Annotated in this window: 23 protein-coding genes; 9 read left to right on the top strand and 14 right to left on the bottom strand. The window is 63.9% G+C overall.

The window, feature by feature from the left end; genetic code table 11:
• The first annotated feature begins 22 nt into the window (after positions 1–22).
• Positions 23–220, top strand: a complete 198-nt coding sequence (locus NJT13_RS02615) for a C2H2-type zinc finger protein (RefSeq protein WP_254523938.1) — start codon at positions 23–25, stop codon at positions 218–220.
• 15 nt (positions 221–235) lie between these two features.
• Here the strand turns inward: NJT13_RS02615 and bioD are convergent, their stop codons facing one another.
• The 4 genes from bioD to bioB all read right to left on the bottom strand — a co-directional run bounded on the left by bioD (position 236) and on the right by bioB (position 4,601).
• Positions 236–928 (bottom strand): dethiobiotin synthase, encoded by a 693-nt coding sequence (gene bioD / locus NJT13_RS02610; protein WP_254523937.1) that lies wholly within the window; start codon positions 926–928, stop codon positions 236–238.
• Positions 925–2,148, bottom strand: coding sequence for an aminotransferase class I/II-fold pyridoxal phosphate-dependent enzyme (locus NJT13_RS02605; RefSeq protein WP_254523936.1), 1,224 nt, complete (start codon positions 2,146–2,148; stop codon positions 925–927). Before NJT13_RS02605 ends, bioD begins: the two co-directional genes overlap by 4 nt.
• A gap of 177 nt (positions 2,149–2,325) precedes the next feature.
• Positions 2,326–3,378 (bottom strand): (S)-8-amino-7-oxononanoate synthase BioU, encoded by a 1,053-nt coding sequence (gene bioU / locus NJT13_RS02600; RefSeq protein ID WP_254523935.1) that lies wholly within the window; start codon positions 3,376–3,378, stop codon positions 2,326–2,328.
• A 116-nt stretch (positions 3,379–3,494) separates the two neighbouring features.
• A complete protein-coding gene (gene bioB, locus NJT13_RS02595) occupies positions 3,495–4,601 on the bottom strand; it encodes a biotin synthase BioB (RefSeq protein WP_254523934.1) in 1,107 nt (368 codons plus the stop codon).
• 204 nt (positions 4,602–4,805) lie between these two features.
• Here bioB and NJT13_RS02590 point away from each other — a divergent pair, with 204 nt between their 5' ends.
• A complete protein-coding gene (locus NJT13_RS02590) occupies positions 4,806–5,723 on the top strand; it encodes a haloalkane dehalogenase (protein WP_254523933.1) in 918 nt (305 codons plus the stop codon).
• Between the two features lie 72 nt (positions 5,724–5,795).
• Here NJT13_RS02590 and NJT13_RS02585 read toward each other — a convergent pair whose 3' ends face one another.
• A complete protein-coding gene (locus tag NJT13_RS02585; protein ID WP_254523932.1) occupies positions 5,796–6,293 on the bottom strand; it encodes a hypothetical protein in 498 nt (165 codons plus the stop codon).
• A 117-nt stretch (positions 6,294–6,410) separates the two neighbouring features.
• Positions 6,411–7,661 carry a type III ribulose-bisphosphate carboxylase gene (rbcL, locus tag NJT13_RS02580; protein WP_254523931.1) on the bottom strand — a complete coding sequence of 417 codons (1,251 nt, stop codon included), beginning with the start codon at positions 7,659–7,661 and terminating at the stop codon, positions 6,411–6,413.
• Positions 7,662–7,937: 276 nt separating this feature from the next.
• Here rbcL and NJT13_RS02575 point away from each other — a divergent pair, with 276 nt between their 5' ends.
• Entirely contained in the window at positions 7,938–8,777 is an 840-nt protein-coding gene (locus tag NJT13_RS02575) for a hypothetical protein (RefSeq protein ID WP_254523930.1), read from the top strand.
• Between the two features lie 472 nt (positions 8,778–9,249).
• Here the strand turns inward: NJT13_RS02575 and sucD are convergent, their stop codons facing one another.
• Both sucD and sucC read right to left on the bottom strand, forming a co-directional pair.
• A complete protein-coding gene (gene sucD, locus NJT13_RS02565; protein ID WP_254523928.1) occupies positions 9,250–10,122 on the bottom strand; it encodes a succinate--CoA ligase subunit alpha in 873 nt (290 codons plus the stop codon).
• Positions 10,119–11,270, bottom strand: coding sequence for an ADP-forming succinate--CoA ligase subunit beta (sucC, locus tag NJT13_RS02560; protein WP_254523927.1), 1,152 nt, complete (start codon positions 11,268–11,270; stop codon positions 10,119–10,121). Before sucC ends, sucD begins: the two co-directional genes overlap by 4 nt.
• Before the next feature lie 586 nt (positions 11,271–11,856).
• Between sucC and NJT13_RS02555 the strand changes: the two genes are divergently transcribed.
• Positions 11,857–12,729, top strand: coding sequence for a UbiA family prenyltransferase (locus NJT13_RS02555; protein WP_254523926.1), 873 nt, complete (start codon positions 11,857–11,859; stop codon positions 12,727–12,729).
• Positions 12,730–12,952: 223 nt separating this feature from the next.
• On the opposite strand, the gene NJT13_RS02550 is transcribed toward NJT13_RS02555, so the two are convergent.
• Positions 12,953–13,180, bottom strand: coding sequence for a DUF5795 family protein (locus NJT13_RS02550; protein WP_254523925.1), 228 nt, complete (start codon positions 13,178–13,180; stop codon positions 12,953–12,955).
• Positions 13,181–13,519: 339 nt separating this feature from the next.
• The gene (locus NJT13_RS02545; RefSeq protein ID WP_254523924.1) at positions 13,520–14,320 is read right to left on the bottom strand and encodes a helix-turn-helix transcriptional regulator; all 801 of its coding nucleotides are present in this window, start codon (positions 14,318–14,320) and stop codon (positions 13,520–13,522) included.
• A 201-nt stretch (positions 14,321–14,521) separates the two neighbouring features.
• Here NJT13_RS02545 and NJT13_RS02540 point away from each other — a divergent pair, with 201 nt between their 5' ends.
• Positions 14,522–14,851 (top strand): hypothetical protein, encoded by a 330-nt coding sequence (locus NJT13_RS02540; RefSeq protein WP_254523923.1) that lies wholly within the window; start codon positions 14,522–14,524, stop codon positions 14,849–14,851.
• On the opposite strand, the gene NJT13_RS02535 is transcribed toward NJT13_RS02540, so the two are convergent.
• The 3 genes from NJT13_RS02535 to NJT13_RS02525 all read right to left on the bottom strand — a co-directional run bounded on the left by NJT13_RS02535 (position 14,852) and on the right by NJT13_RS02525 (position 17,470).
• Positions 14,852–15,625 (bottom strand): MOSC domain-containing protein, encoded by a 774-nt coding sequence (locus NJT13_RS02535; protein WP_254523922.1) that lies wholly within the window; start codon positions 15,623–15,625, stop codon positions 14,852–14,854.
• A 92-nt stretch (positions 15,626–15,717) separates the two neighbouring features.
• Positions 15,718–15,972, bottom strand: a complete 255-nt coding sequence (locus tag NJT13_RS02530; RefSeq protein WP_254523921.1) for a HalOD1 output domain-containing protein — start codon at positions 15,970–15,972, stop codon at positions 15,718–15,720.
• A 364-nt stretch (positions 15,973–16,336) separates the two neighbouring features.
• The gene (locus NJT13_RS02525; RefSeq protein WP_254523920.1) at positions 16,337–17,470 is read right to left on the bottom strand and encodes an SMP-30/gluconolactonase/LRE family protein; all 1,134 of its coding nucleotides are present in this window, start codon (positions 17,468–17,470) and stop codon (positions 16,337–16,339) included.
• A gap of 386 nt (positions 17,471–17,856) precedes the next feature.
• Here NJT13_RS02525 and NJT13_RS02520 point away from each other — a divergent pair, with 386 nt between their 5' ends.
• Positions 17,857–19,206: an ABC transporter substrate-binding protein gene (locus tag NJT13_RS02520; protein ID WP_254523919.1), complete on the top strand. Its 1,350-nt coding sequence runs from the start codon at positions 17,857–17,859 to the stop codon at positions 19,204–19,206.
• Between the two features lie 127 nt (positions 19,207–19,333).
• On the opposite strand, the gene NJT13_RS02515 is transcribed toward NJT13_RS02520, so the two are convergent.
• Positions 19,334–19,636, bottom strand: coding sequence for an amphi-Trp domain-containing protein (locus tag NJT13_RS02515; RefSeq protein WP_254523918.1), 303 nt, complete (start codon positions 19,634–19,636; stop codon positions 19,334–19,336).
• A gap of 165 nt (positions 19,637–19,801) precedes the next feature.
• Between NJT13_RS02515 and NJT13_RS02510 the strand changes: the two genes are divergently transcribed.
• The 3 genes from NJT13_RS02510 to NJT13_RS02500 all read left to right on the top strand — a co-directional run bounded on the left by NJT13_RS02510 (position 19,802) and on the right by NJT13_RS02500 (position 22,804).
• Positions 19,802–20,098, top strand: coding sequence for an ArsR/SmtB family transcription factor (locus NJT13_RS02510; RefSeq protein WP_254523917.1), 297 nt, complete (start codon positions 19,802–19,804; stop codon positions 20,096–20,098).
• Positions 20,099–20,405: 307 nt separating this feature from the next.
• The gene (locus NJT13_RS02505; RefSeq protein ID WP_254523916.1) at positions 20,406–21,590 is read left to right on the top strand and encodes a sodium:calcium antiporter; all 1,185 of its coding nucleotides are present in this window, start codon (positions 20,406–20,408) and stop codon (positions 21,588–21,590) included.
• Positions 21,591–21,742: 152 nt separating this feature from the next.
• A complete protein-coding gene (locus NJT13_RS02500) occupies positions 21,743–22,804 on the top strand; it encodes a sodium:calcium antiporter (protein WP_254523915.1) in 1,062 nt (353 codons plus the stop codon).
• Positions 22,805–22,947 lie beyond the last annotated feature (143 nt).

Here is a 22,947-nt window from a genome sequence, read left to right as displayed (position 1 = left end):
GTGACTCCTGGTGAACCCCCGAATGACAGACGCCCAAAAATGCCCGCTGTGTACGGAGACGTACGACGACCCCACAGACCTCCGGGTCCACCTCGAGGTACACCACCGGAAATCCGAGGTGGTTTCGTGTCTTGTCGAACGGGAACCGGCGACGACCGACGTCGCGACCGAACGCGACTCACGCACCGTCGACGAAGAACGACCGGCACCCTCCGCCTGAGCGTTGCGGAGACGGTTAGACGATTTCTACCGGCAGTCGCCGCCGAAACGCCGGCGACAGCGCCTCACCGACGCCGGTAGCGAGATCGCGCGCATCGCCATCGGCAGCGTCGGCCACCGACGGCACGGTTTCGACGGCGTGGCCGGTCATCCGTTCGAGTTCGTCCGGATTGGTTCGTTCGGCCACGGTCTCACCGGTGTACTCGTTGCAGACGACGCTCATAACGTCTATCCCGCGCGTCTCGAGGGCGTCGATCGAGAGCGCGGTGTGATTGAGCGCCCCCAGGTCCGACCGCGTAACGACGATCGCCGTCGCCTCGAGGTCGGCGACCAGGTCGATCACGTCACGATCGCCGGCCAGCGGGACCCGGAGTCCGCCTACACCTTCCACGATCGGCACCGACGTGGCGGCGATCGCTCGTTCGCAGGCGGCGCGAATCGACTCGTACTCGAGATTCTCGTCGGCGACCTCGGCGGCGACGCGCGGTGCCAGCGCCGGCTCGAGATACCGCGAACAGGTCGCCGCTGCGGGATCGTCACAGGCCGCCGCGACGAAGGCCGCGTCGTCGTCCGGTGGATGGCCGGTCTGTGCCGGTTTGATCGCTCGCGCGTCGTGGCCGGCCTCGCGCAACAGACGCGTGAGTCCGGCGGTCACGACCGTTTTCCCGACGCCCGTTCCGGTCCCGACGACGGCGATCGGATCGGTCACAGCAGTCCCACCTCTTCGCCCGTCGCTCTGAACGCCTCGAGGCAGGTGACGATGTCGTTCTGTTCGTGGGTCGCCATCGGCACGACGCGGATTCGGCTCGTCCCGTCCGGAACCGTCGGCGGTCGGATCGGTGGCGCGACGACGTCCCGTTCGCGAATCCCGTCGGCGAGGTCGATCGCGTCTCGCCGATCGCCGACGACGACGGGGAGGATCTGGGAGTCGCCCCAGACGTCGAATCCCATCGACTCGAGGCCGTCGCGGAGGTGGGCCACGTTCTCCCAGAGCCGCTCTCGCACGTCGCTGTGTCGGGCCACGTGGAGCGCCTCGCTTGCGGCCGCTGCGGCGGGGGGAGCGAGCCCGGTCGAAAAAACGAACGGGCGCGCGTCGTTTACGATGCAGTCGATCAGTTCCGCACTGCCGGCGACGTAGCCACCCTGGCTCGCCAGGGCCTTCGAAAGCGTCCCCATCTGTATCTGGATACGGTCTTCGAGCCCTTCGGCCTGAACGATGCCCCCGCCGTCCACGTACAGGCCGGTCGCATGAGCTTCGTCGACCATCACCCACGCACCGAACTCCTCGGCGGCGTCGCAGATCGACTCGAGGGGCGCCACGGTGCCGTCCATGCTGAAGACCGAGTCGGTGACGATCAGCCACGATTCCTCGTCCGGCGCGTCACCCTTTCGGGCCGCGTGCTCGGCCCGTTCCTCGAGTTTCGATCGAAGACTCGCCACGTCGCAGTGGTCGTAGACCACGGTGTCGCAGTCCGCGAGCCGACAGCCGTCGATGATGCTCGCGTGGTTCAACTCGTCGGAAAACACCACGTCCGGTTCGAGCGCGGTAATCGTCCCGACGTTCGCCGCGTATCCCGACGAAAACGCGAGCGCGCGCTCGGTGTCCTTGGTTTCGGCGAGCAGGCGCTCCAGATCCTGGTGAACCAGCGTGTCACCGGTGACGAGCCTGCTCGCCCCCGCGCCCGTTCCGACGGTCGCCGCGGCTCGTCGCGCCGCGTCCTGAATCCGTTCGTCGTCCGTCAGGCCAAGGTAATTGTTCGAGGCGAAGACCAGCGCTTCAGCCGAATCGAGAACGGGCAGTTCACCGCCGGAGGGCTCGGCAAAATAGCCGCGCTCGGCGACCCGGTCGACAGGCGACAACGTCCGTTTCAAATCGTTATCCTCGAGCGATTCGAGTCGGTCCTCGAGGTCGAACCCGCGGTCGGCCATTCGCCTATACGGAGTCAGCGCCACGGTTTCACTCTCACGGTTTCACTCTCACTGTTCGGATCGAGCGGGGAGGGCGGTCCGCTCGGATATCGGTTCGGTCGAGACGTCGCGGATTCGGGATCGGTGTCGGTGTACGCTTCATTCTACGAATAGCAGCGAGGGGAATCGCGGCGGCAGTTAGAACCCTGGCATCAGTTCTGCCGGGCCGTAGACGCCGTACTCGCCGGCGCGGTTCCGACGGACGCCGGCTTTCAGGTAGCCCAGCGCGGGCCCGTTGACGTTCGCCTCCATGCTCGTTGCGTCCCCGAGCTGGAACGTGTTCGTCGCCGTCTCGCCATCGAAGGTCGTTCCGGTCACGCGCACCGTGGTCGTCGTCGGTTTCTCGTCGTTCCGAACGTCGAGGATTCCGCCGACGGAAACGTCGTCGGCGGCACAGACGCCGGCCCGCTCGAGGAGGACGTCGTCGGCGTGTTCCATGTCTTCGAATTCGATGGCCCCGTCGTGGTCGTCGATGATCGCTTCGATCTCCTCGTCGGAGAGGTCGCGGGCGGTCTCGATATCGTACTCCGGGAGGTGTGCGATGTCTTCGCGGACGGTACCGCGATTGTCCTCGTACCCGGACTTGAGCCCGACGCCCCACCAGATGTCGACGTCCGTGACCTCGACGAACGATTGGGCCGCGAGCGAAGCGGCGCCGGTCAGCAGGCCGGGTGTCGCACCCGCACCGCAGATGAACGTGATGCCCGCGTCCTCGAACCCGTCGCTGCGATCGTCGAGCATGTCGATCACGCGCGAGCGCTTGAGGACGTCGATCATGACTCCCGAGTAGCCGCCCTCGAGGAATCGGTCGGCCGTTCGGGGGATGAAATCGTGTTCGTAGTTCGGCAGCGCCAGCAAGACCGCATCGATCCGGTCACCGTGGTCGATGATCTCCTGAATCGGGTCGTCGCTGGCTCGTGCCTGACTCGACGCGACGACGCCCCTGTCTTCGCCGTGTTGTTTCACGCCGCTCTCCGCGGTCGCCGTCCCGCCGTCGGTGCTGACCTCGTTGTCGATGTTGCCCTCCGTCGCCGCCAGCAGTTCGTCGACCTCGAGGCCGTCGAAGTCGAACGCGACGCCGTGGCGGTCACACGCCGCGACGGGTGTCAGCGCGTCCTTGTACTGGCTCACCTCGAGCGCTCGTCGGCCGATTCCTCCGGTTCCGAGTACCGCAAACGTGATGTCGTTCATAGGTATCGTGTCTCGTGTCGTGTTCGTTTTCTCGATCGTCGATCGGTGCCGAATTCATCCGTCCGTTCCCCGTTTCTCGTTCGTCCGTCGGTGCCAGGTTCGCTATCGACGGGTCGTCAGTCGTCGCTCGACTCTACGCCCGCACTGGCCACCGTCTCGGTCGGTGACTGTTCGGTGCCGTCGTTGCGGGCCTCGACCGCCGCCGGATCGAACTCGTTGACTTCCATATTGGGCGCTAAGCCCGCCCGTTCGATGATCTCGAGGTCCTCCCTCGGTGACTGCCCCTCCGTCGTGAGATAATCCCCCGTGAGGATGCCGTCCGCGCCGGCCTCGAGGGGCAGGTGTTGTTCGTCGGGCGCGAGGTTGGCCTCGCGGCCGCCGGTGAGTCGGACTCGCGCGTCGGGGTGGAGCAACTTGTAGACCGCGACCGTCTTGACGATTTCTTCGGTCGTGATATCGGCCCCCCGTTCGGCCAGTGGCGTCCCGTCGACCGGGTTGAGAACGTTCACCGGCAGCGAGGAGACCCCGATGTCCTGTAGCGCGACGGCCGCCTCCACGCGGTCGACCGGGGTCTCCCCCATTCCGAGGATGACTCCCGCACAGAGGTCCATGCCGGCCGCTTTCGCGACGTCGAGTGTCTTCACTCGATCCTCGAAGCTGTGAGTGCCGACGATCTCGGGGAAGTACCGCGGGGAAGTCTCGATGTTGTGATTGTAGTGGTTGATCCCCTCCTCGGCTAAGATCTCGGCCTCCTCTCGGGTGAGGATGCCGAGCGAGGCATCGACTTCGAGATCGCACTCCTCGCGAACGAGCCTGATCGACTCGAGGACGTCCGCCCACTCTCCCGGGTGGCGTTCCTTCGAGACGCCTTTTTCTGCGACGACGATGCCGAATCGTTGGGCACCGTCGCGTTCGGCACGTTTCGCGGCCTCGAGAATTTTCTCCGGACCGAGAAAACCGTAGGTATCGATTCCCGTGTCGAAGTGGACCGATTGCGCACAGAAACCACAGTCCTCGGCGCAGTTGCCCGCCTTCGCGTTGACGATGGAGCAGGCGTCGACCGTCCCGTCACCGAAGTGATCGCGCACGACCGCACCGGCCTCTGCGAGCGGGGCGACCGGCTGGGCGATCAAGGCAATCCCGTCGGTCCTATCGAGTCGCTCGCCGGCCAGGACCCGCTCGAGAGCATCGTCGACCGTCTCGTTTCCTGTCTCGTAAACCACACGGCTAGATGCGGTTAACGAGATTATAATATTTTTGGATAGTCACGCCGGTCGGAATGGACTCGAGGTGTCGTTCGAGAACGGATAGGGGGCCCGGTTATCGGCCGAACGGGTTTGCACGGTCGACGACCGGTTCGAAACAACGGCCCGGGCGTTCACGTCGGTTCCCCAACTTTTGAATAGTGGTATACGGTATCACATCGTATGGTTATCCGCGTGCCAGCGGACCGATTCGAAGACGTTCCGGATTTCGACTACGAGCCGCAGTACGTCGACGTGGGCGAATTGCGTATGGCCTACGTCGAAACCGGCGGTGGCGCGACTGCCGACGAGAACGAGGAGACGTTCCTCTGTCTGCACGGCGAGCCGACCTGGTCGTTTCTCTACCGGAAGATGATGCCGATCCTCGCCGAGCGCGGCCGCGTGGTCGTCCCGGACCTGATCGGCTGCGGGCGCTCCGATAGATACGAGGATCGCGACCAGTACACCGTCGAGATGCACTACGACGCGCTGCGGACGTTCGTGGAGGAACTCGAGTTGACGAACGTCACGCTCGTCTGCCAGGACTGGGGCGGACTGCTCGGACTCGCGCTTTCGGCCGAACAACCCGATCGGTTCTCCCGTCTCGTGCCGATGAATACGGGGCTACCCGACGGAACGCAGGAGATGACCGAGACGTGGCACGCGTTCGCGGAGATGGTCGCGACCGCGGACGACCTCGATATCGGGACGCTGGTCGCAAACGGCTGTTACCGCGACCTCTCCGAGGAGGTGGTCGACGCGTACCGTGCACCCTTCCCCGACGAACGGTACATGGCGGGCGCGCGGACGTTCCCGGGGCTGATTCCGCAGTCGCCGGACGACCCGGGAGCCGAGTTGTTCGCCGAGGCCCGGGACCGCCTCGCCGAATGGGAGAAACCGGCGTTCGTTCTGTTCGCGGAGGAGGACCCGATTACGTCCGACAACCGTGACCCCCTTCGGAACCTCATCCCCACCGCGAGTGAACAGCCCGATATCTGGATCGGTGAGGCCGCACACTTCCTGCAGGAAGACGCGGGGCCGGAAATCGCCGAACGGATCCTCGAGTTCGTCGATCGGACAGCAGCGAGTAACGAGAGCTGACGGCGGCCGCACAGCGATCGGGTGCCCCGAACGATCGGCTCGACCACTCGCCGACTCCGTCGCGTCGAGCAGTCATCGCTGGTCGGTGAAGAAGTCTCTGAGCAACGGAAACCACGCACCCAGAACGGCGCCGAACGACAGGAGCGCGAAGAAGCTACCCGAATGGTGGTGCGGGACGGGATATGCGTGGCCCGTCACGAACCCGAGCACGACCGGCGCTCCGTACGCTACGACGGTTAGCCAGAGCAATACCCCGTACGACAGACCCACGCAGGCACAGAGAAACGGATTCCGATAGCTCTCCGCGAGCGGCCGCGGGACGGACCGACTGTTTCCCAGCCGGGTTACGATCGCGACGAACGGACCGGCTGCGACGAAACTGTGACAGAACACCAGCGTCCATTCGTTGACGATTCCGTTCAATCCGTACACGGCAGCCACCGACCGCAGGCTTCCAGTCGCGTGTAAGACACCGCCGAGTGCCACCCCCGCGATCAGCGCCGCCGTTACCGTCGTGAGGACGGTCACCGGCGACGGAAACCCACCCTGTCGTGACTGTTTATAAGCCATGAGGGAATACATTAACGATATCCATAAATATATATCTAAAATCTAGACGAATGTCTAGTTCTGTGAAAGATTCGGTCGAAGTCGATCGAACCGATCGGTGTCAGAGGCCGTCGACCATCATCGGGGCGTCTCGGATCCCCACTTCTCGAGCGCCCTCGCGAGTTCTGGGTGGTCGTCGGCGTACTCGGTGAGACGTTCGTCGGCCATCGACGCGTCGACGGATTGACGCAGCGCTTTCGCGCCCGCGAGCGTTCCGTCGGGGTGGCCGTGGACCCCACCGCCGGCCTGAACGACGATATCGGTTCCGAGGGTATCGAGGAGTTGGTCGACGACGCCGGGATGGAGGCCGCCCGATGCGACGGGAAGAACGGGATTCAGGCCGTGGCACGGTCCCGTGAGCCACGCGTTGATTCCCGGCGTGTCTTCGTTCTCGAGTTTTCCTAACCCCGCGGTCCCGGTGTGGATGTGATCGACGCCGCACAGACGGGCGATCTGGGCGATGACGCGCATCGAAACGCCGTGGGAGTCGACCCGGTCGAACGCAGCGTGCATCGCGCGATGAGCGTGGATGGCCAGTCCGTGGTCTTCGCACCGCTCGCGGACGCTCTGAACGGCGGCCCACCCACAGGTTATCACGTCGACCATCACGAATCCGCCGCCGTGTTCCGCCACGAGGTCGACACGCTCTAGCATCTCGGCGGTCTCTGCGGTCACGTTCACGAGGTAGTCCTTCCGCTCCCCGGTATCCTCCTGGACGCGGTCGCGGGCCGAGAGGCTCTCCGCGAGCCGGTCGACGAACGGGTTGAAGCCCTGATCGGTGAGGTTCTCGTCGTCTTTCAACAGGTCGATCCCGCCGCGCCAGGCCGCTTCGCCGATCCCGACGTGGGCGTCCGTCGATAGTCCCACCTTCGGTTTCGGCACCGTCGCCAGCACCGGTCGGTCGCCCGCGTCCAGTTTCTCACGAGCGACGCTCGTCCCGAACTGTGGACCCGGGAAGCCGTCGACGATCGGTTTCGGCCACCGGCAGTTCTCGAGTCGGATCGAGTCGACGGCTTTCATGCCGAGGATGTTCCCCGCGATACACGAGAGGATCTGTGGCATGCTGCCGGCTTCGAACAGTTCGACGGGATAGGCGACCGTGACGTCGCTCCCATCGATATCGCAGGCCACCGCGCCGAGATCCGTCAATTCGTTCTCGTCGACGTGCAACGCAGCCCACGTTCCGTTCGAGGATTCCGATGCGACACGACTCGCCGCCGCCTCCATGGTCATGTCCGCAGCCGGCTCGATCGCGAACTCACAGACGAGTTCCGTCTCCGCGGGTTCGTACTCGAGGTCCAGAAAATCGTCGTACTCGATCCCAGTCATGACAACGGCCCACATTCAATGGAGTCAGTAATAGGGTTTGTGCCGGCACTGATCCGTGTGTCACCGAGCCAAACCCGTCGATCTACTCCTCTCGCGAAAACGAGCTTTCCACTTCGTCTCCCGACGGACTGTGGCATCGACCGGCTGTCAACTTCTGGATTCGTCAGCTCGATTTCACGGCCAGAATACTAATATGTCTCTTTTCTCATCTATCGTGACTGAGATTTTTCCAAAAATTAAAGTCACGTGATAATCCACTTCCATAGAAGCGAGGTCATGACAGATAGCCCAATAGACACTAATCCGGGCGACGGCGCGTTCGAAGTGGGCTCGAGCGTCGACGACCTGTTCGGGGAATTCGAGACCGGCGACGGTGCGGGGAACGATCGCCGACCGACGACGGAGCAGGGGAATGCAAACGGCACCAAACGGAAATCCGGCACCAAGCGGAATTCCGACGACGTCGAGGATAGAACGGCGGCTGAAGTCTTCGACCACCTACGGTCCGAGGCGACCGACACTAACGGTGCCGACGACATCCTCGCAGACGAGAGTCCAGCAGATATCATCGCGAGTGCAGACGAACCGGAGCCGGAGCCCAAAATCGCAGACGACCTGCTGGCCGACGACGACGAACTCGCGGATCTCCTGCTCACCGGACGCACGAAAGGCGAAGAGTTCCTCTGGGTCGAGACGGGATCGTCTCCTACTTCTTCCGCTCGCTCCGACACCGGCCGTCCGACGGCCTCGAGTCAGAGTCTCTCGATAGACAACCACACCACCGTGTCGGGTCAAAGTCGGTCCGCTGGCGATCGTCCATCGACGTCGGCATCGAGTCAGAATCACGCTCCCGGCGACCGGACGTCGGCATCGAGTCAGAATCACACTCCCGGCATCCGGATGTCGGCATCGGATCGAGACCCCTCCGAATCGAACGATCGGCGCCGAAGACCCGAGGGTATCGAGTTTGGCTCGGTCGAATCCGACATCACCGGGGCCGAACACGGGGACAGCGATGGGGAGGAGGCGCATCGCGAAGCCGACTCCAAATCGGAAGACGACAACTCGTCGAGTTTCTTCGGCTGGCCCCGGTCGGTCTTCGGCAAACTGTTCTGACCGCGTCCGTTCTCGTTTCGGGGCGAGGGAAGAAGTGACCGTTGGTCGGGACCGGACGCGACTGTAGTCGTTCGCCACCGTGTTAGATCACCGCCCGCCGTGCGTTCGATGCGAGTTCGTTCCGAACCTCGCCGCGCGCCTCGAGCGCGGTCACGGATCGGGATGCCATTGCAGCCCGTTCCGACGAACGGTGAACGGTCGTTCGCCACAGTTGGGACAGCGCGTCCCGCCCGTTTTCGGGTCATCGGTCCGCTCCGGAATCGTGTGTATGTAGCCGCACGCGTCACACTCGATACGAACTGGCATCGCTGGCCATTAGCCCTGCGACCAACACGAAGATCGTGGTGCAAGCGATAGCCGGGCGGGCCGTCCCCTGGGTGGTTACGGACGGTCAGGCGAAAACCGGTCGACGGTGGGACCGAAGACCGTGACGCGGGTCAGGTTCTCCTCGGCCGCCGAGACCTCGCTACTGTTAGGCGAGGAAGTCTTCGATGTGATCGGCGACTTCCTCGGGGGTATCGCCGACGGGGACGCCGGCGTCGTTGAGCGCGGAAATTTTGCTTTCCGCCGTCCCAGTACCGGACCCGGAGACGATCGCGCCGGCGTGGCCCATCCGCTTGCCCGGTGGGGCCGTGCGACCGGCGATGAAGCCGGCGACGGGCGTGTCGACGTTGTCGTCGATGAACGCGGCGGCTTCCTCCTCGTCCTCGCCGCCGATCTCGCCGCACATGACGATGGCGTCTGTTTCGGAGTCGTTCTCGAACAGCTCGAGGGCGTCGACGAAGTCGGTGCCGATGATCGGGTCGCCGCCGATCCCGATCGCCGTGGTCTGGCCGATGCCCCGGTTGGTCAGATTGTCGACCACCTGGTAGGTCAGCGTCCCCGACCGGGACACGAGGCCGACGTTCCCCGACGCGAAGATGTTGCCCGGGAGAATGCCCAGTTTGGCTTCGCCGGGAGTGATGAGACCGGGACAATTCGGTCCGATGAGGCGCGTATCGGTTTCGGTCAGGCGTTTGTTGACCCGCGCCATGTCCTGCGTCGGAATGCCTTCGGTGATCGCCACTGCGAGGTCGAGACCGGAATCCAGCGATTCGAATATCGCGTCACCGGCGAACGCAGGCGGGACGAAAATCACGGACGTGTCGGCGTTTTCCTCCTCGACCGCTTCGTGAACCGTGTCGTAGACGGGGACGCCGGCCGCCTCCTGGCCGCCCTTGCCGGGGACCGCACCGGCAACGACGTTGGTGCCGTACTCCATCATCTGTTCGGCGTGGAACTTTCCTTCGCCGCCGGTGATGCCCTGTACCACGACGCGCGTTTCGTCGTCGACGAGTACGCTCATTGGTCGGCCACCTCCCCAGCGTAGGCGACGGCACGCTGAACCGCGTCTTCCAGGGTCTGTTCGACCGTCACGAGGTCCTCGTTGAGAATTTCCATGCCTTCCTCCCAGTTGGTCCCGGCCAGTCGAACGACGACCGGCTTGGGTATCTCGTCGAACTGCTCTAGGGCCTCGTTGATACCGCGGGCGACTTCGTCACCGCGGGTGATCCCGCCGAAGATGTTGAAGACGACGCTGTCGACGTTGTCGTCCGAGAACACCATGTCGAGTGCGTTCGCGATCCGAGCGGCCTTCGCGCCGCCGCCGACGTCCAGGAAGTTAGCGGGCTGGCCGCCGTAGTAGTCGACCAGGTCGAGCGTCGTCATCACGAGCCCCGCACCGTTACCGATGATGCCGACGTTCCCGTCCAGTCGGACGTAGTCGAAGTCGTACTCGTCGGCCATCCGTTCGAGTTCGTCGCCGCCGGCGGCTTCCGCCTCCATTTCGGCGAGTTCCGGCTGGCGAAAGAGCGCGTCCTCGTCGATGTTCATCACGGCGTCGGCCGCGACGACCTCGTCGTCGCTCGTGACCATCAGCGGATTGATCTCGGCATCGGAGCCGTCCTTGTCGTCCCAGAGCTGATAGAGTGTCGTGAGAACGCTCGAGACGTCACGCGCGACGGACTGCTCGACGCCGGCGTCGTAGACCGCTCTTCGGGCCTGATAGGGGAGCATCCCGAAGGACGGGTCGATGTGCTCGCGGGCGATCGCTTCGGGGTCCTCCTCGGCGACTTCCTCGATGTTGACGCCGCCCTTGGTCGAGACCATCGCGACGGGTTTCCCTTCGCCGCGGTCCATCGTGATTCCGACGTAGAGTTCGTTCACGAAGTCGACCGCTCCTTCGACCAGAACCCGATCGACGTGATATCCCTTCAGGTCCATCCCGAGTATCGACTCGGCCGCCTCGCGGGCCTCGTCCTCATCGTCGGCGAGTTCGATCCCGCCTGCCTTCCCGCGACCACCGACCTGTACCTGCGCCTTGACCGCTACCGGATACCCGATCTCCTCGGCCGCGGCGACGACGCCGGCTACGTCGTCCGCGAGTTGGGAATCCGGTGTTGGAATCCCGGCATCGGCGAAGACCTGCTTCGCCTGGTACTCGTGTAATTTCATACCATTCGAACGGCCGTTCCGCCCTTGCTTAAATCCTGCCAGTTTACACTCGCGGCCGGATTTCCATCGACGTGTTTCGCCTGTATCGCCATCGGCACTGGCGTCCCGGTCCCGCTCTAACAGTCGGTCCGTGGAGTGTCGACCGAGGCGAGCGACGTCTCCGCGCGGTCGAACGCCGCCCGGACGGTGGCTGCGGGTGGCCGATCGTCAGGGGCAGCCCCGATTCTCCCGTCCGATTCGTGGCGACGGTCCGCGCTCGGACAGCGAACTCGCACGTACCGAACCGGTCTCCCCCGGCATCTCGTCCGAACGGTCGCGGTTTCCGAGTCGGGCGGAAAGCGACCGCGACGACGATCGGCTGCTGCGAGTAGCAGACTGGTATCGGAGACGACTTTTCGCCGCTGAGATGGCCGTCTGTGTGGGAATCTGCCAACGGAGTGGATCGGACGCACATCGTCTGCCAATACGCTCCGGCCGTGTGCCAAACGTCACGTCCGACGCGATTACCCGATTGGGGGACGAACCGAGCCCTCCCAACACAGCATTCAAAGTCCGTCTCTCCCTATCTCCCAGACGAGGCCTTCCAGTGACGAACCCGACAACAACACGCCGAACGCCACACTGGGTTTCGTCGATAGCGGCCGTCCTTCGGTTTCTGGTCCACAGCAACCTCTTTATTTCGCTGGCGACGGTCAGCGTCGTCGTCACGACGGTTCTCCTCGTCGACCTCCCACTCGAGGCCTTGCCGCTTTTCATCGTCTTTGCGGTCACGATGTTCGTCTACACCGTCAACCGATTCACCGACCTCGAGGAAGACGAACAGAACGTGCCGCGGCGAGCAGCGTTTACGAAGCGCTACGGGCGTCTCTGGCTGGCCTTCGGCGTCGGCCTTTACGTCATCGCGATCGGAGTCGCCGTCGCCCTGGGGCTGCCGGGAGCCGGGTACATGCTACTCCCGCTCGCGGTGGCGTTACTGTACTCCGTCGGCGGCGTCAAGCACATTTTCCTGGTGAAAAATATCGTCGTCGGCCTCGCCTGGGGCGCGATCCCGCTGGGCGTCGGATACTACTACGGGGCGCTCGGTTCCATCGGGATCCGGTTTCTGTTCGCCTACGTGACCGTCATGATCACCATCGCCGCGGTGGTTTTCGACGTGAAAGACATCGAGGGCGATCGCGAAGCGGGCATCCCGACCGTTCCGAACCTGTACGGTCCCCGGGTGACCCGGATCGTCTCGCTGATCGCGACCATCGCTGTCGCCGCTGCGATCGTCGCGCTCGTAGCGATCGACGCGGTCCCGCCCAGGTTCCTCGTCGTCCTCGCGATGAACGCGTACGTCTGTGCGTACATCCCGTTCGCGGCCCCCGATCTCGGTCCGCTGTATTATGGCTTCGTCGTCGACGGGGAACACGTCTTTCTCGCCGCGGTCGTCGTCGTCCTCGAGTGGCTGGTGTGGTGACAGACCGTCTTTCCGAGTCAGACTGACGGGCGAGAGTCGAAACGGCGTTCCGTATCGTCGCGTTCGTCGAACCGACCGGCGACGGGACGAACCGCTGCCGGCCGCGTCACACTCGCGGTATCGGTCTGGTCCGAAGAGTGCGGTGTTTTCTGTGGGCCCGACCGACAGCCCTCGCGCGAAACGCGGGTCGAGACGGCGGCGACCGTTCGAGCGCCGGCGGTGGTCAGTCCCGATCGGTCTCGCTCCAGTCACAGTCCTGGCACTTCCAGCCCGTAACGAGTTCGGTCACCGACGGCATGTACGTTACTTTCAAAACGTTGCCGCCACAGGCCGAACAGGTCTCGTCGGCCTCTTCGATCGAGTCGACTTCCATTACCGAGTCGCCCTCGACCATCTCGGCGAGCGTCCTAGCCGTTACCATTCGCCCCTGAACGACGCGATTCTCGCTCACACGTACAGTATCGGACGGCGCGTCCTAAACGTTTCCCGAAGTCGACACTGTCCGGGCTCTCGGCGCTTTCCGGCGCTCTCGAGGACGAACGGTCGATCGGCAGCGATCAGAAATCTGGTGGCGATAGGTCACCGGTGAACGTGTGGCCGTTGGAGGGCCACCATCCCCATCCGTTCGTTGTCAGAAGCACGTCGGAGTACGGTTGCCGTTTCACCACCTACCGCATCAGCACTCGTGGCTCGTAAGAATATCAGTGTATCCCACACAGGCTGTGCATACCGTGCACAGCGTGCAGACGGCGCCCGCTAACGAATCGATCGCGCTGTTTCTCTCCGACCGTCACAGTCCGTCGTCGTCGATGGGCGTCGACCGGCGTTCGTACGCCTCGAACCGGTCGACAGCCCACTCCACGACCGTCGAATCGGTCGTCTCGAGGAGCGCCGTTGGCAGGCCGCTGTCGTCGTGAACGCCGATCTGAACGGCATCGTCTACGATTCCCAGATAGAACGGGATCTCGTCGTCGACGACCGACACGGAGACGGTGTCGTAGTCGACGATCGCCGCAAACTCGTCCGCCACCGGCGCCGCCGACAGTAACGTCTCGGCGACCGATCGAGTGACGACCAGTTCGAACGTGGCCCCCGCTTCGATGGGAGCCCGTGACACCTCGAGCGGCTTGGCCCCCGTGGCCGGCAACAACAGTCTCGCGCGGTTCACCTCGGACAGGCTCACCGCGTGGTGGTCGACAGGTCCGTACGGATTCGCGGTCGTGGCTTCGACGACCGTCGCGTCGGCCAACCGCTCGAAGTCGAAATCGAGTTCATCCGCGGGGATCCGCTCGAACACCGGCCGGAGGCGTATCGCCGTGTCGACTCGTTCCAGCGCGTTCGACACTCCCGCTGCCGTGAGGGCGCCAGCCGACGTAATTTCGTAATAGCGGTCTCGCTCTCGAATGAGTCCCCGCTCTACCAGCCCGTGCAGGTTTCGTAAGAGCGTCGTCCGCACGACGTCTACTTCCTCCTTCAACGATTCCCTCGAGACGGGACTCGTGTCCTGCAGTGTCTCGAGAACCCGAATCCGGCACGGCGACCGTGCGACGAATTCGAGCGTCTCGATCGCATCCCGCTTCCGGCCGTTCATCACCCCTGATTTTCTGTGTCGATGTACTTTATCTCTCTGGCTGTTGACGATTCGATTCGACGCCCGTCATCGTTCGTCGAACTGCCGTCGAAGATTGTTGACGGCTGTCTCGCGAGTGCTAACGACAATTCCCCGTCGTGTGGTGGCCGGCATGTGTCTGCGCGCACAATCGTATAGACCGTCGCTCCCGAAGCGTCGCGCATGGAGACGCGATGGGCGACCGTCGACGGCGTCACTCTCGAGTTACCGACCGACTGCACCGTCACCGAACTCCGGGACGCGCTTTACAAACCGGACGATTCGATGCTGATCGCCGTAACGGGTGATCTCGTCTCGGTCGTCCACGACGAAGAACGGCCCCTCTCCGAACTTGTCGCGGGCTGTGCGGAGACGTACTACTTCCGGCGGCCCGAGGAACCCGAGCGAAACGACCTCCTTGCCGTACCGGAACTCGAGGCGGTGCTGAACGGATCGGACGGCGAGCACACGAGCGCGGAGACCACGTTCCAGCGTCCCGGGATCGACCACTGATCAGTCCGCGACGATCTCGATCGGATCGCCGACGCGGAGCGTCCGGCCGCGGTCGGTGGCCGGCACGCGTGTCAGGACCATCACGGTATAGTAGTGATCGAACGCGCCGGAATTGGCCCACGAGGGGAACGTATTCTCGCGATTTCGGACGAACCGTTCCCGAAACGAATCGGTCTGGGCTCCCGTGTCGGGATCGCGCTGGGGCACGATACAGCGACCGCAGGGGGTCACTCCCTCGAACCGAACGCTCCCGATCACGAACGCCGGTGTCCTCTCGCCGACGAAGCGATCCTCCCAGAAGGGCTCCACGCCGCCGACTTCGACGTTCGCCCGCAATCGTCGTCTCACGCCGTCGACCGATAGCTCGTCGAACCAGGACGCGACGGTCCGAATCGTCGCCGTACTGATCACCGATGGCCCCATGTCGCGTCGGTCGACGAACCCGAGCGAGCCGTCCCGTTCGAGCGAGAGGTCCGCGTCGAAATACCCGCTAAACCAGGCTTCGGCGGTCTCGGGATCGTCTCCGAGATCGAACCGGTGCGTCGTTCCGTCGGGGGCGTCGACCGTGAGGGTGCTCGCCGACGGATCGTACCCCGTCTCGAGCCGGTGGACCCGTTTTGTCCGCTTGCCGTTTACCACGTCGCCGTTCGCATCGAACAGGGCGAATTCCCTGTCGCCGGCTATCGTTCCGCCGTCGATGATCTCGGCCGTCTCGAGGTCTACGCCGTCGAGTCCCTTCACCGGATACACGGTGAGCCGCTCGAGTCGTGCCATTACCACCCTCTACTGGCCACCGTGCTATCAGTCTTCGTTCGGCCAATCGAACCCTGACCACCCCCGCGTCGTGATCGGCGACGTCGATTGGGTCAGTCGATGGTCACGGTCGGTTGATCGGTGTCGCCGAACTCGACGGTAATTCGATGCGTCGCGTAGGTGAACCCGACGTGGCCCGTTCTGGGCCGACCGGACTCCGTGTCAGCAAAGATTGCCGCGAGCGCGTCCGGATCGACTGCTTCGAACAACGGTGGTAACTCCGTTGGATCGACCCCCTCGAGCGCTGCTACCCCGGTGACGATCCGTTCGTACACCTGGTCGGTGTCGACCGCGAGCGTCTGTTCCATTAGCTCCTATCGCCACACACCTCCATTAATAGCTTACGAAATGTTTAAATCCGACACAAATTACCGTTAGCCCTTATCGTCAACTGTGCCGGATTGTTTCGACGGACGATGCCGATCAACGAACGGCCGAACGGGACCGATCGAGGTTCCCCGTCGTCGCTGTGCGGTGAAGATGACTGCGGTCGAGACGGACGACTCGCGAGGAATCGGCGATCGATACTGCCACCGGCTGCGGACGCAGAAACCGGATGGGGTCTCATCTCGTCGAATCACAGGTGCGCTTTCGGTTGTTCACACGTCTCTCGTCCGTCCTGCCTCTCGTTTGTCCGGTCGCTGCTCCAGATACGGAGGCATCACCGAGGTCTCAGGTTCCGTCGTTCCCGTCGTGTCCGCCATCGTCACCGTTGTGTCCACTGTCGTCTCCGTCGTGTGCGCCGTCGTCGTCGCGTCTGCCGTCGTCTCCGTCGTGTGCGCCGTCGTCATCGCGTCTGCCGTCGTCGCCATCGCGTCTGCCGTCGTCGCCATCGCGTCTGCCGTCGTCGCCATCGCGTCTGCCGTCGTCGTCGCGTCCGGTATCGGTGGGGAAATACCCGCGAACTCCGACGTCGATCCTCGCGAGGCTCGGCTCCGCGGCCTCCTCGTCCTGGAGGAACGTCCCGTAGGCGAAGTTCGCGATGTACAGCGACGTCGCTGTCGATCCGGTGGTCCCGAAGTGAACGTCGGCCGGGAAATCGAGGGGCGCTCCGCTGACGACCGTCTCGAGTTGTCGATCGTCCGTGAGACGGACCACCTCGTTCCGAGCGTTGACCGCGATGTACGGTGTTCCCTCTTCGTCGATCGTCATGCCGTCCGCGCCGACCAGGCCCTCGTCCTGAACGATCTGTTCTACCTGTCCGGCGCTCCCGTCGTCGGTGACCGGGACTCGCATAACCGATCCTGCGTTGAGATTATCCACGTAGACGTCGCCGTCCGGATGAACTGCGAGCCCGTCCGCACCGACCGGCGTTTGCGCCCCCGTGTTCGGCTCGAGCAGGGGATCGGAAACCCACGGCTCTGCCTCCCCGTCGGTCGTCACCCGCCAGATCGCACCGCCGAGGTGATCGGAGACGAGAAGTGCGTCATCCAGCGACGGATCGGGGATGATCCCGTTCGGCATCGACTCCTGGGCAGGCAGCGACGCGAGCCGTTCGGCCTCGCCGCCCCCGTCGGGCTCGACGCGCCACACGCCGTGCGTTTCCTGCTGACCCGATCCGTTTGCGACGTAGAGGACGCCATCGAGGACCGTTATGCCGAGTAGCAGCCCCTGTCCGACGTCTATCGTCGCCACTGACGACTGGTTACCGTTGGGATCGAAGGCGACGATCTCTCCCGCCGGAGCCATGCTCAGATAGACCGTCCCATCGTCGTCTATCGCGATGTTTTCGGGCAGCGACGGCGGTTCGAAATCGGCGACGATCTGGAGGGCGCCCCCTCCGTCACCGTCTTGTGTCCCACTCACACCGGTCGGTATCCCCGCCAGTGATCCGACCGCAGCGACTGCTCCCAGAAACGACCGTCGCGACGGTCGTACTCGGGTGGGGAGGCTGGAACCGGAACCGGTGCTCGTCTCGCTCGGGTTGTCAGTAGTCATGTATTCAGCGACAGACGACACTATCCGAAATCGGGTAAATGCGCCACACCGTTTCCCGAAAAACAGAACAGTTACCGCCAGTTACAGACGAAAAATTGCCTTGGCTCGTCTTCACGGGTCATTACGAACGGCTTCGGCGGGATCGTTTCGTGAAACGACGACCCAGTGGTGATCGATGGCCGGCACACGGTCGGCGGTGAGACCGCCGCGGTGTGGGTCGCCGCTTTATGACCCTGGCTGCGGTACTGATTCCAATGGACGTTCGGACGTTTCCGATCTTGACGGACGAAGACGAGGCGCTCGTCTCGCGTCTCTCCGTCGGGACCGGCGAGAACGCGGCCCGCGTCCTGGCGTATCTGCTGTGTCGCCGTGGAGACCCCGAACTCGCGAACGCGGCGACTCGGACCGCAGTTCACATCGGCGCGGGAGTGAGCAAGAACGCGGCGGGGGACGCACTCGACGACCTGGTCGCCGCGGGTCTCGTCGCCGAAACGACGGCACCGACCGCGGCACCGGGTCGACCGCCGAAGGCCTGGTACGCTGTCGGTTCCGAACCCGAAACGATTCGACGGACGTACGCCCGCCACGCCGACCGACTGATCGAGCAGGGCGATCGCACCGCGGCGACCATCGAGTCGGGGTCGAACGGACCCTCGCGAACCGGCGAGGCCGAGCCGAACACGAAATCGGACCCCGACGGCGCTGAGACCGTCACCAGCAACGGTGTGTCCGCGGATGGCGTTCGACCGCCCCTCGAGCGCGTGACAGTCGGCCTCAACTGGCGGTCGAACGCCCTCCACCTCCCGCTGTTCGCCGCTCGAGGGGCCACCGCGAGCGACATCTCGCTCACGTTCGACGAGTACGACGGCTCACGAGCGGCGGTGTCTGCTGTCACATCGGCGACGTGCGACGTCGGTATCGCGGGTGCAGCGACGATCCTCCGGGAGCGAACCAGGGGGCGGCCGATCGTCCCCGTCGCGGTCTGTTTCCAGCGGTCGATGGTCGTCCTGTATACGACTCGAGCGGCGTTTGGGGGGCCGTTCGATCGAATCGACCAACTCGAGGGGTGTCGAATCGGGATGACCTCGGGCACCGAGACGGAGTTGCTCGGGCGACTCCTCCTCGAGCAGGCCGGACTTCGCGACACGGCCGAACTGGTCGATATCGACGGCGAGGAACAGGCAGCGCTCGAGTCCGGCGACGTCGACGCCGTGACGGGCATGGTTCCCGATCCCGACCGTCTCGAGGCCGCGGAGCGTACCGTCGACGCCGTCACCGTGTCGGACGCGTATCCGGCGTACGGCCCGGCGTTGATCGTGACCGAACGGACGCTTCGTCAGCGCCGGCGGTTTCTCGCGGACGTTCTCAGTTCGATACTGGCGGGGTGGGCGACCGCAGTCCACGCCACGTCGACGGCGGCGCACGACTTCGCGAGCGAAACGGACCAGTCCCCGGAGCGAATCGCGCGGACGTTCGACGGCGTAACGGACCGGTTCGGAGCGAGTGATGCGGTCGAACGGCGGGGATGGGGGTGGCACTCGCCGGACAAGTGGGAACGTCTCCGGGACGCGTTGGCCCAGGTCGGGATGCTCGAATCCGCGTGACCCGTCCGCCGAATCCGACTCCTCTGGATTCGAGTCTCGTCTGGAAGAAGCCGAGGGCCGTCCTCGGTTCAGTATCGGCCGCTGTTTTTCTCGGCGGCCGTCTCCGTACGGCGGGTCCGGGAACTGACTATCTGACGGCCAGGTCGTCGCCACCACCCGGTTCCGTGAATTCGAGTTCGATCTCGAGTTCCCGTTCGCGTTGTTCGGAAAACTCGATTTCGACCTCGACGGGGTCGCTGTAGTCGAAGGGGATCTCCCACTCCGAAGCGGAGATCGTAAACGACGACCCCGCCTCGAGTTGGTCGGCGAGGTCGTGGAGGAAGGCTGCTGTCTCCTCGCTGGAGAGGTACACTTCCTGTTCGAAGAAGCCGCTCGTGACCGTTCGCCGGTCGCTGGTTCGGTCGTCGGGAACGTTGACGCGGTCGCCCATGTGCAGTCGTGACACGAGGACGTGCTTAAACATGCGTTCAGTACACTCGATACGTTTGCCCGACGACCGCCGGTCATCGATTTCGGTATCGGCGGTCGGAGACTGTCCCTCGAGCCCGTGAGAAACGGGGAAACCCTTCTTGAGCGGGCACCCGAACGATGTAGCATGTCTCTCATCGACGTCCTGGGAAACGGGACGCGCCTGGCAATTCTCAGGGAACTCTCACGGGAACCGAAATACGTCTCGGAACTCGCGGAGAAAATCGGCATGGACGGAAAAACAGCCGTACACCACCTCTCCGCGCTCGAGGAAGCCGGGCTAATATCACATTATCGACGGGGGAATCGAAAGTACTACGAACTCGCTCGGTGCATCGAACTGCGAATCGCGCCGCCGCCGGAGCGGGCGTTCGTTCTTCAGGCTACCGCACCGGACGCGGACGACGGCGCTAGCGACTCGTAGTTCGGACCCGGTCGGCAAATCGGGTCTCGGAATCGTCCCCCGAATCGGAGGGAATCCGTGTAGAGATTTCCAACGAAATTCGTGTAGATCTCTCCCGTGAACTTCCCTCCCCGACCTGTTAGCTATATGCCAGTGCTTGTCATACGACAGCTACATGTCCGGCAGCCGTCTCGAGAGCGCCACCACGAGTCGGACTTCGCGGCACGTCTCTGTGGTGGGATTACGTCGCTCGGTGGTCCCGTTCCCGATCGAAATTGAGTATCGTTTCGCCTCGTCCCTCCGGGCGTTCGACCGACTCACACGGCGAGTGTTACTCGTCTGTCTCGTGGTGTCGTTGCTGGTCACCGTCCCGGTCGCACCGACACTCGCTCAAGGTGAAGATGGGGCTGCAGGCGAAAGCGGGAAAGCGGACGCAGAAGAGGGCGGCCTCGAAGGAGCGATCGAAGGGTTCGTCGAGGGACAGGGGCTCCTGGGTGCGGTGATTCTTCTCGTCCTGGGTGGGGTAGTCCTGACGGTCTGTGTCGAGAAGTTGATTAGCTATCTCACTCGCGCGGCCCTGGGATTGAAGCTGTCGCTGTTCGCCCTCGCGATCGTTTTCACGGGATTCGAGTTCGACGATACGATTCTCGCCCTCGTGCTGTCAGCGGGCGATCTCGAGGGTGCTGCCCTGGGCACGGCCCTCGGGACTGGGCTTGCGATCGTCGGGGCGACGCTCGCGCTCGCAGCCATCGTCAGACCGTTTCCGGTCGACATCCCATCCGATTACGTGGTCCTCTTCGCGCTGGCACCGCTGCTATTGGTCCCGTTCGTCCTCGCCGGGACACTGACGTTCGTCCACGGTCTGCTCCTCCTCGGCGCGTTCGTCGTCATGTTCAGCTATATTATCGTTCGCGAGTTTCAGCGGGAAACCCCGGTGTTCCGAAATACCGAACTCGGTGAGGAGATACGGGCCGACGGCGGTGTGGCGCTCCCGGCTGCCGTTTCGGACATCCCGGAGGACTCACTCGTCGGCGATCGGCCCGCCGCCGGTGTACTGTGGCTCGTTCTCGCCGTCCTCGCGCTGGCCGGCATCGTCCTCGCGTCGATGCTGCTCGAGGCGGGGTCGGAAGTCGTCATCGGCGGATTTGGCCTGGAACAGACCGTATTCGGTGCGACGGTTCTCACGGTGATCCTCACGTTCGAAGACGTCATGCTGACGATCGAACCGGTTCGGCGGGGCGTTCCCGAAATCGGCGTCGGTAACGTCATCGGCAGCGTCCTCTTCTCGGTGACCGGCAACGTGGGCGTCATTATGGTTCTCAGCGATCTCGAGATCTCCCGCTCGGTGTTGGCCTTCCACCTTCCGTCGGTGATCGTCGTCACGGCGTTGGCCGCGTACTTCCTCCACGACGGTAAATTGAAGCGGTGGCACGGCTACTTGCTCGGCGGTTGTTACGTCGTCTACTGGCTGATCGCGATTATCGTGTTCGGAGGGGTACCGATCGGCGGGTGACACGTTCCGGGAACGAACTCTCGGGGCGAGAATTCGCCGGTAGAGTCGTTCGGACCGGGCGCGTCTCCGACTCGGACGACGTCCCCGCAGCGACACCGCGTGTCGCAACTGCGGCTGGAAACTAAGTGTGTTGGCGGGGTAGCGTCACCGACATGGTGGGTCCGAGTTCGCCGGTGCTTCTCGTCGTCGTCTTCCTCGTCGGCGTGGCGCTCGTTATCTGGTGTGTCGAGATTTTCATCGAGGCCGTCGCCCAGAGTGCCGTCTCGCTCGGCGTTTCGGGGTTCTTTCTCGCCGTCGTGCTGGCCGGCATCGACCTCGAGAACGCAGTCCTCGGCGTCACCGCGGCAGTCGCAGAGCTGCCGGGGCTCGCGATCGGGACGGTGTTCGGGGAATCGCTGTTCGTCCTCACCGTGGCCGTCGGACTCGCGGGACTCGTCGTTCCGTTTCGGATGAACGTCCCCCGGACCTACCTGTTCATGCTCGTGCTCGCGCCCATCCCCGCGTTCGCGCTGTCGCTCGGCGGGGAGATCGATCTCCTCGGTGGCACGGCCCTCGTTGCCCTGTTTCTCCCCGTGCTGGCGTTCGTATACTGGCACGAACGGCGGACCGAAACGACGTATTTGCTCTCCGAGGAGGTCCAGGAAGTGATCGGTCTCGAGGCCGGAGCGGACGCGGAGGCGATGGCCGACGGCGATCGGACGCCCCGCGAGCGTGAGAGTGACCTGGATTTCGACCTCGATCTCGACGAGTTCGTGCCGTCGCTGGAGGAACGGAGCGGTCGCTTCGCGCTCGTCGTCGCCGTGCTCGCGGTCGTCGGGATGACGATCGGTTCGGGATTGACGGTCTACAGCGCCGAAGGGATCTTCGTCGCCCTCGGTATCTCGGGGCTGGCGTTCGGTGCCACCGTGTTGAGCTTCATCGCGTCGCTCGAGGAACTGGCACTCACAGTCGAACCCGTGCGTCAGCAACGACCGGAACTGGCCGTCGGAAACATCGTCGGCAGCACGGTGTTTTACATGACGGCCAACGTCGGACTCATCGCGTTTCTCCATCCGGTCGCTACCGGCGGCGACGTCCTCACCGTTCACTGGCCGTTTTTCGCCCTCTGTCTCCTTCTCGTGACGGCGATGCTCGCTCGAGGCCGCGTCACTCGTCTCGGCGGAATCGTCCTGATCGGCTGTTACGTCGCCTACTGGGTCATCAATTACCTGTAACCGATAGCGTTCGAACACCGTCACGTCGCGCGTCGATTCGCGGGTGATTCGAGGCCCGTCGGATTTCCGGAACGGACCGATGGAAGAACCCCGAGCGAGCGACGTCGAAAATCGATATTGGGACGGGACAACGGCTCGTTGTG

This window comes from Natrinema caseinilyticum (assembly GCF_024227435.1).
GTDB lineage: Archaea > Halobacteriota > Halobacteria > Halobacteriales > Natrialbaceae > Natrinema > Natrinema caseinilyticum.
The sequence above is the reverse complement of the archived record's forward strand: the minus strand, read 5'-3'. Positions and strand labels throughout refer to the sequence as shown.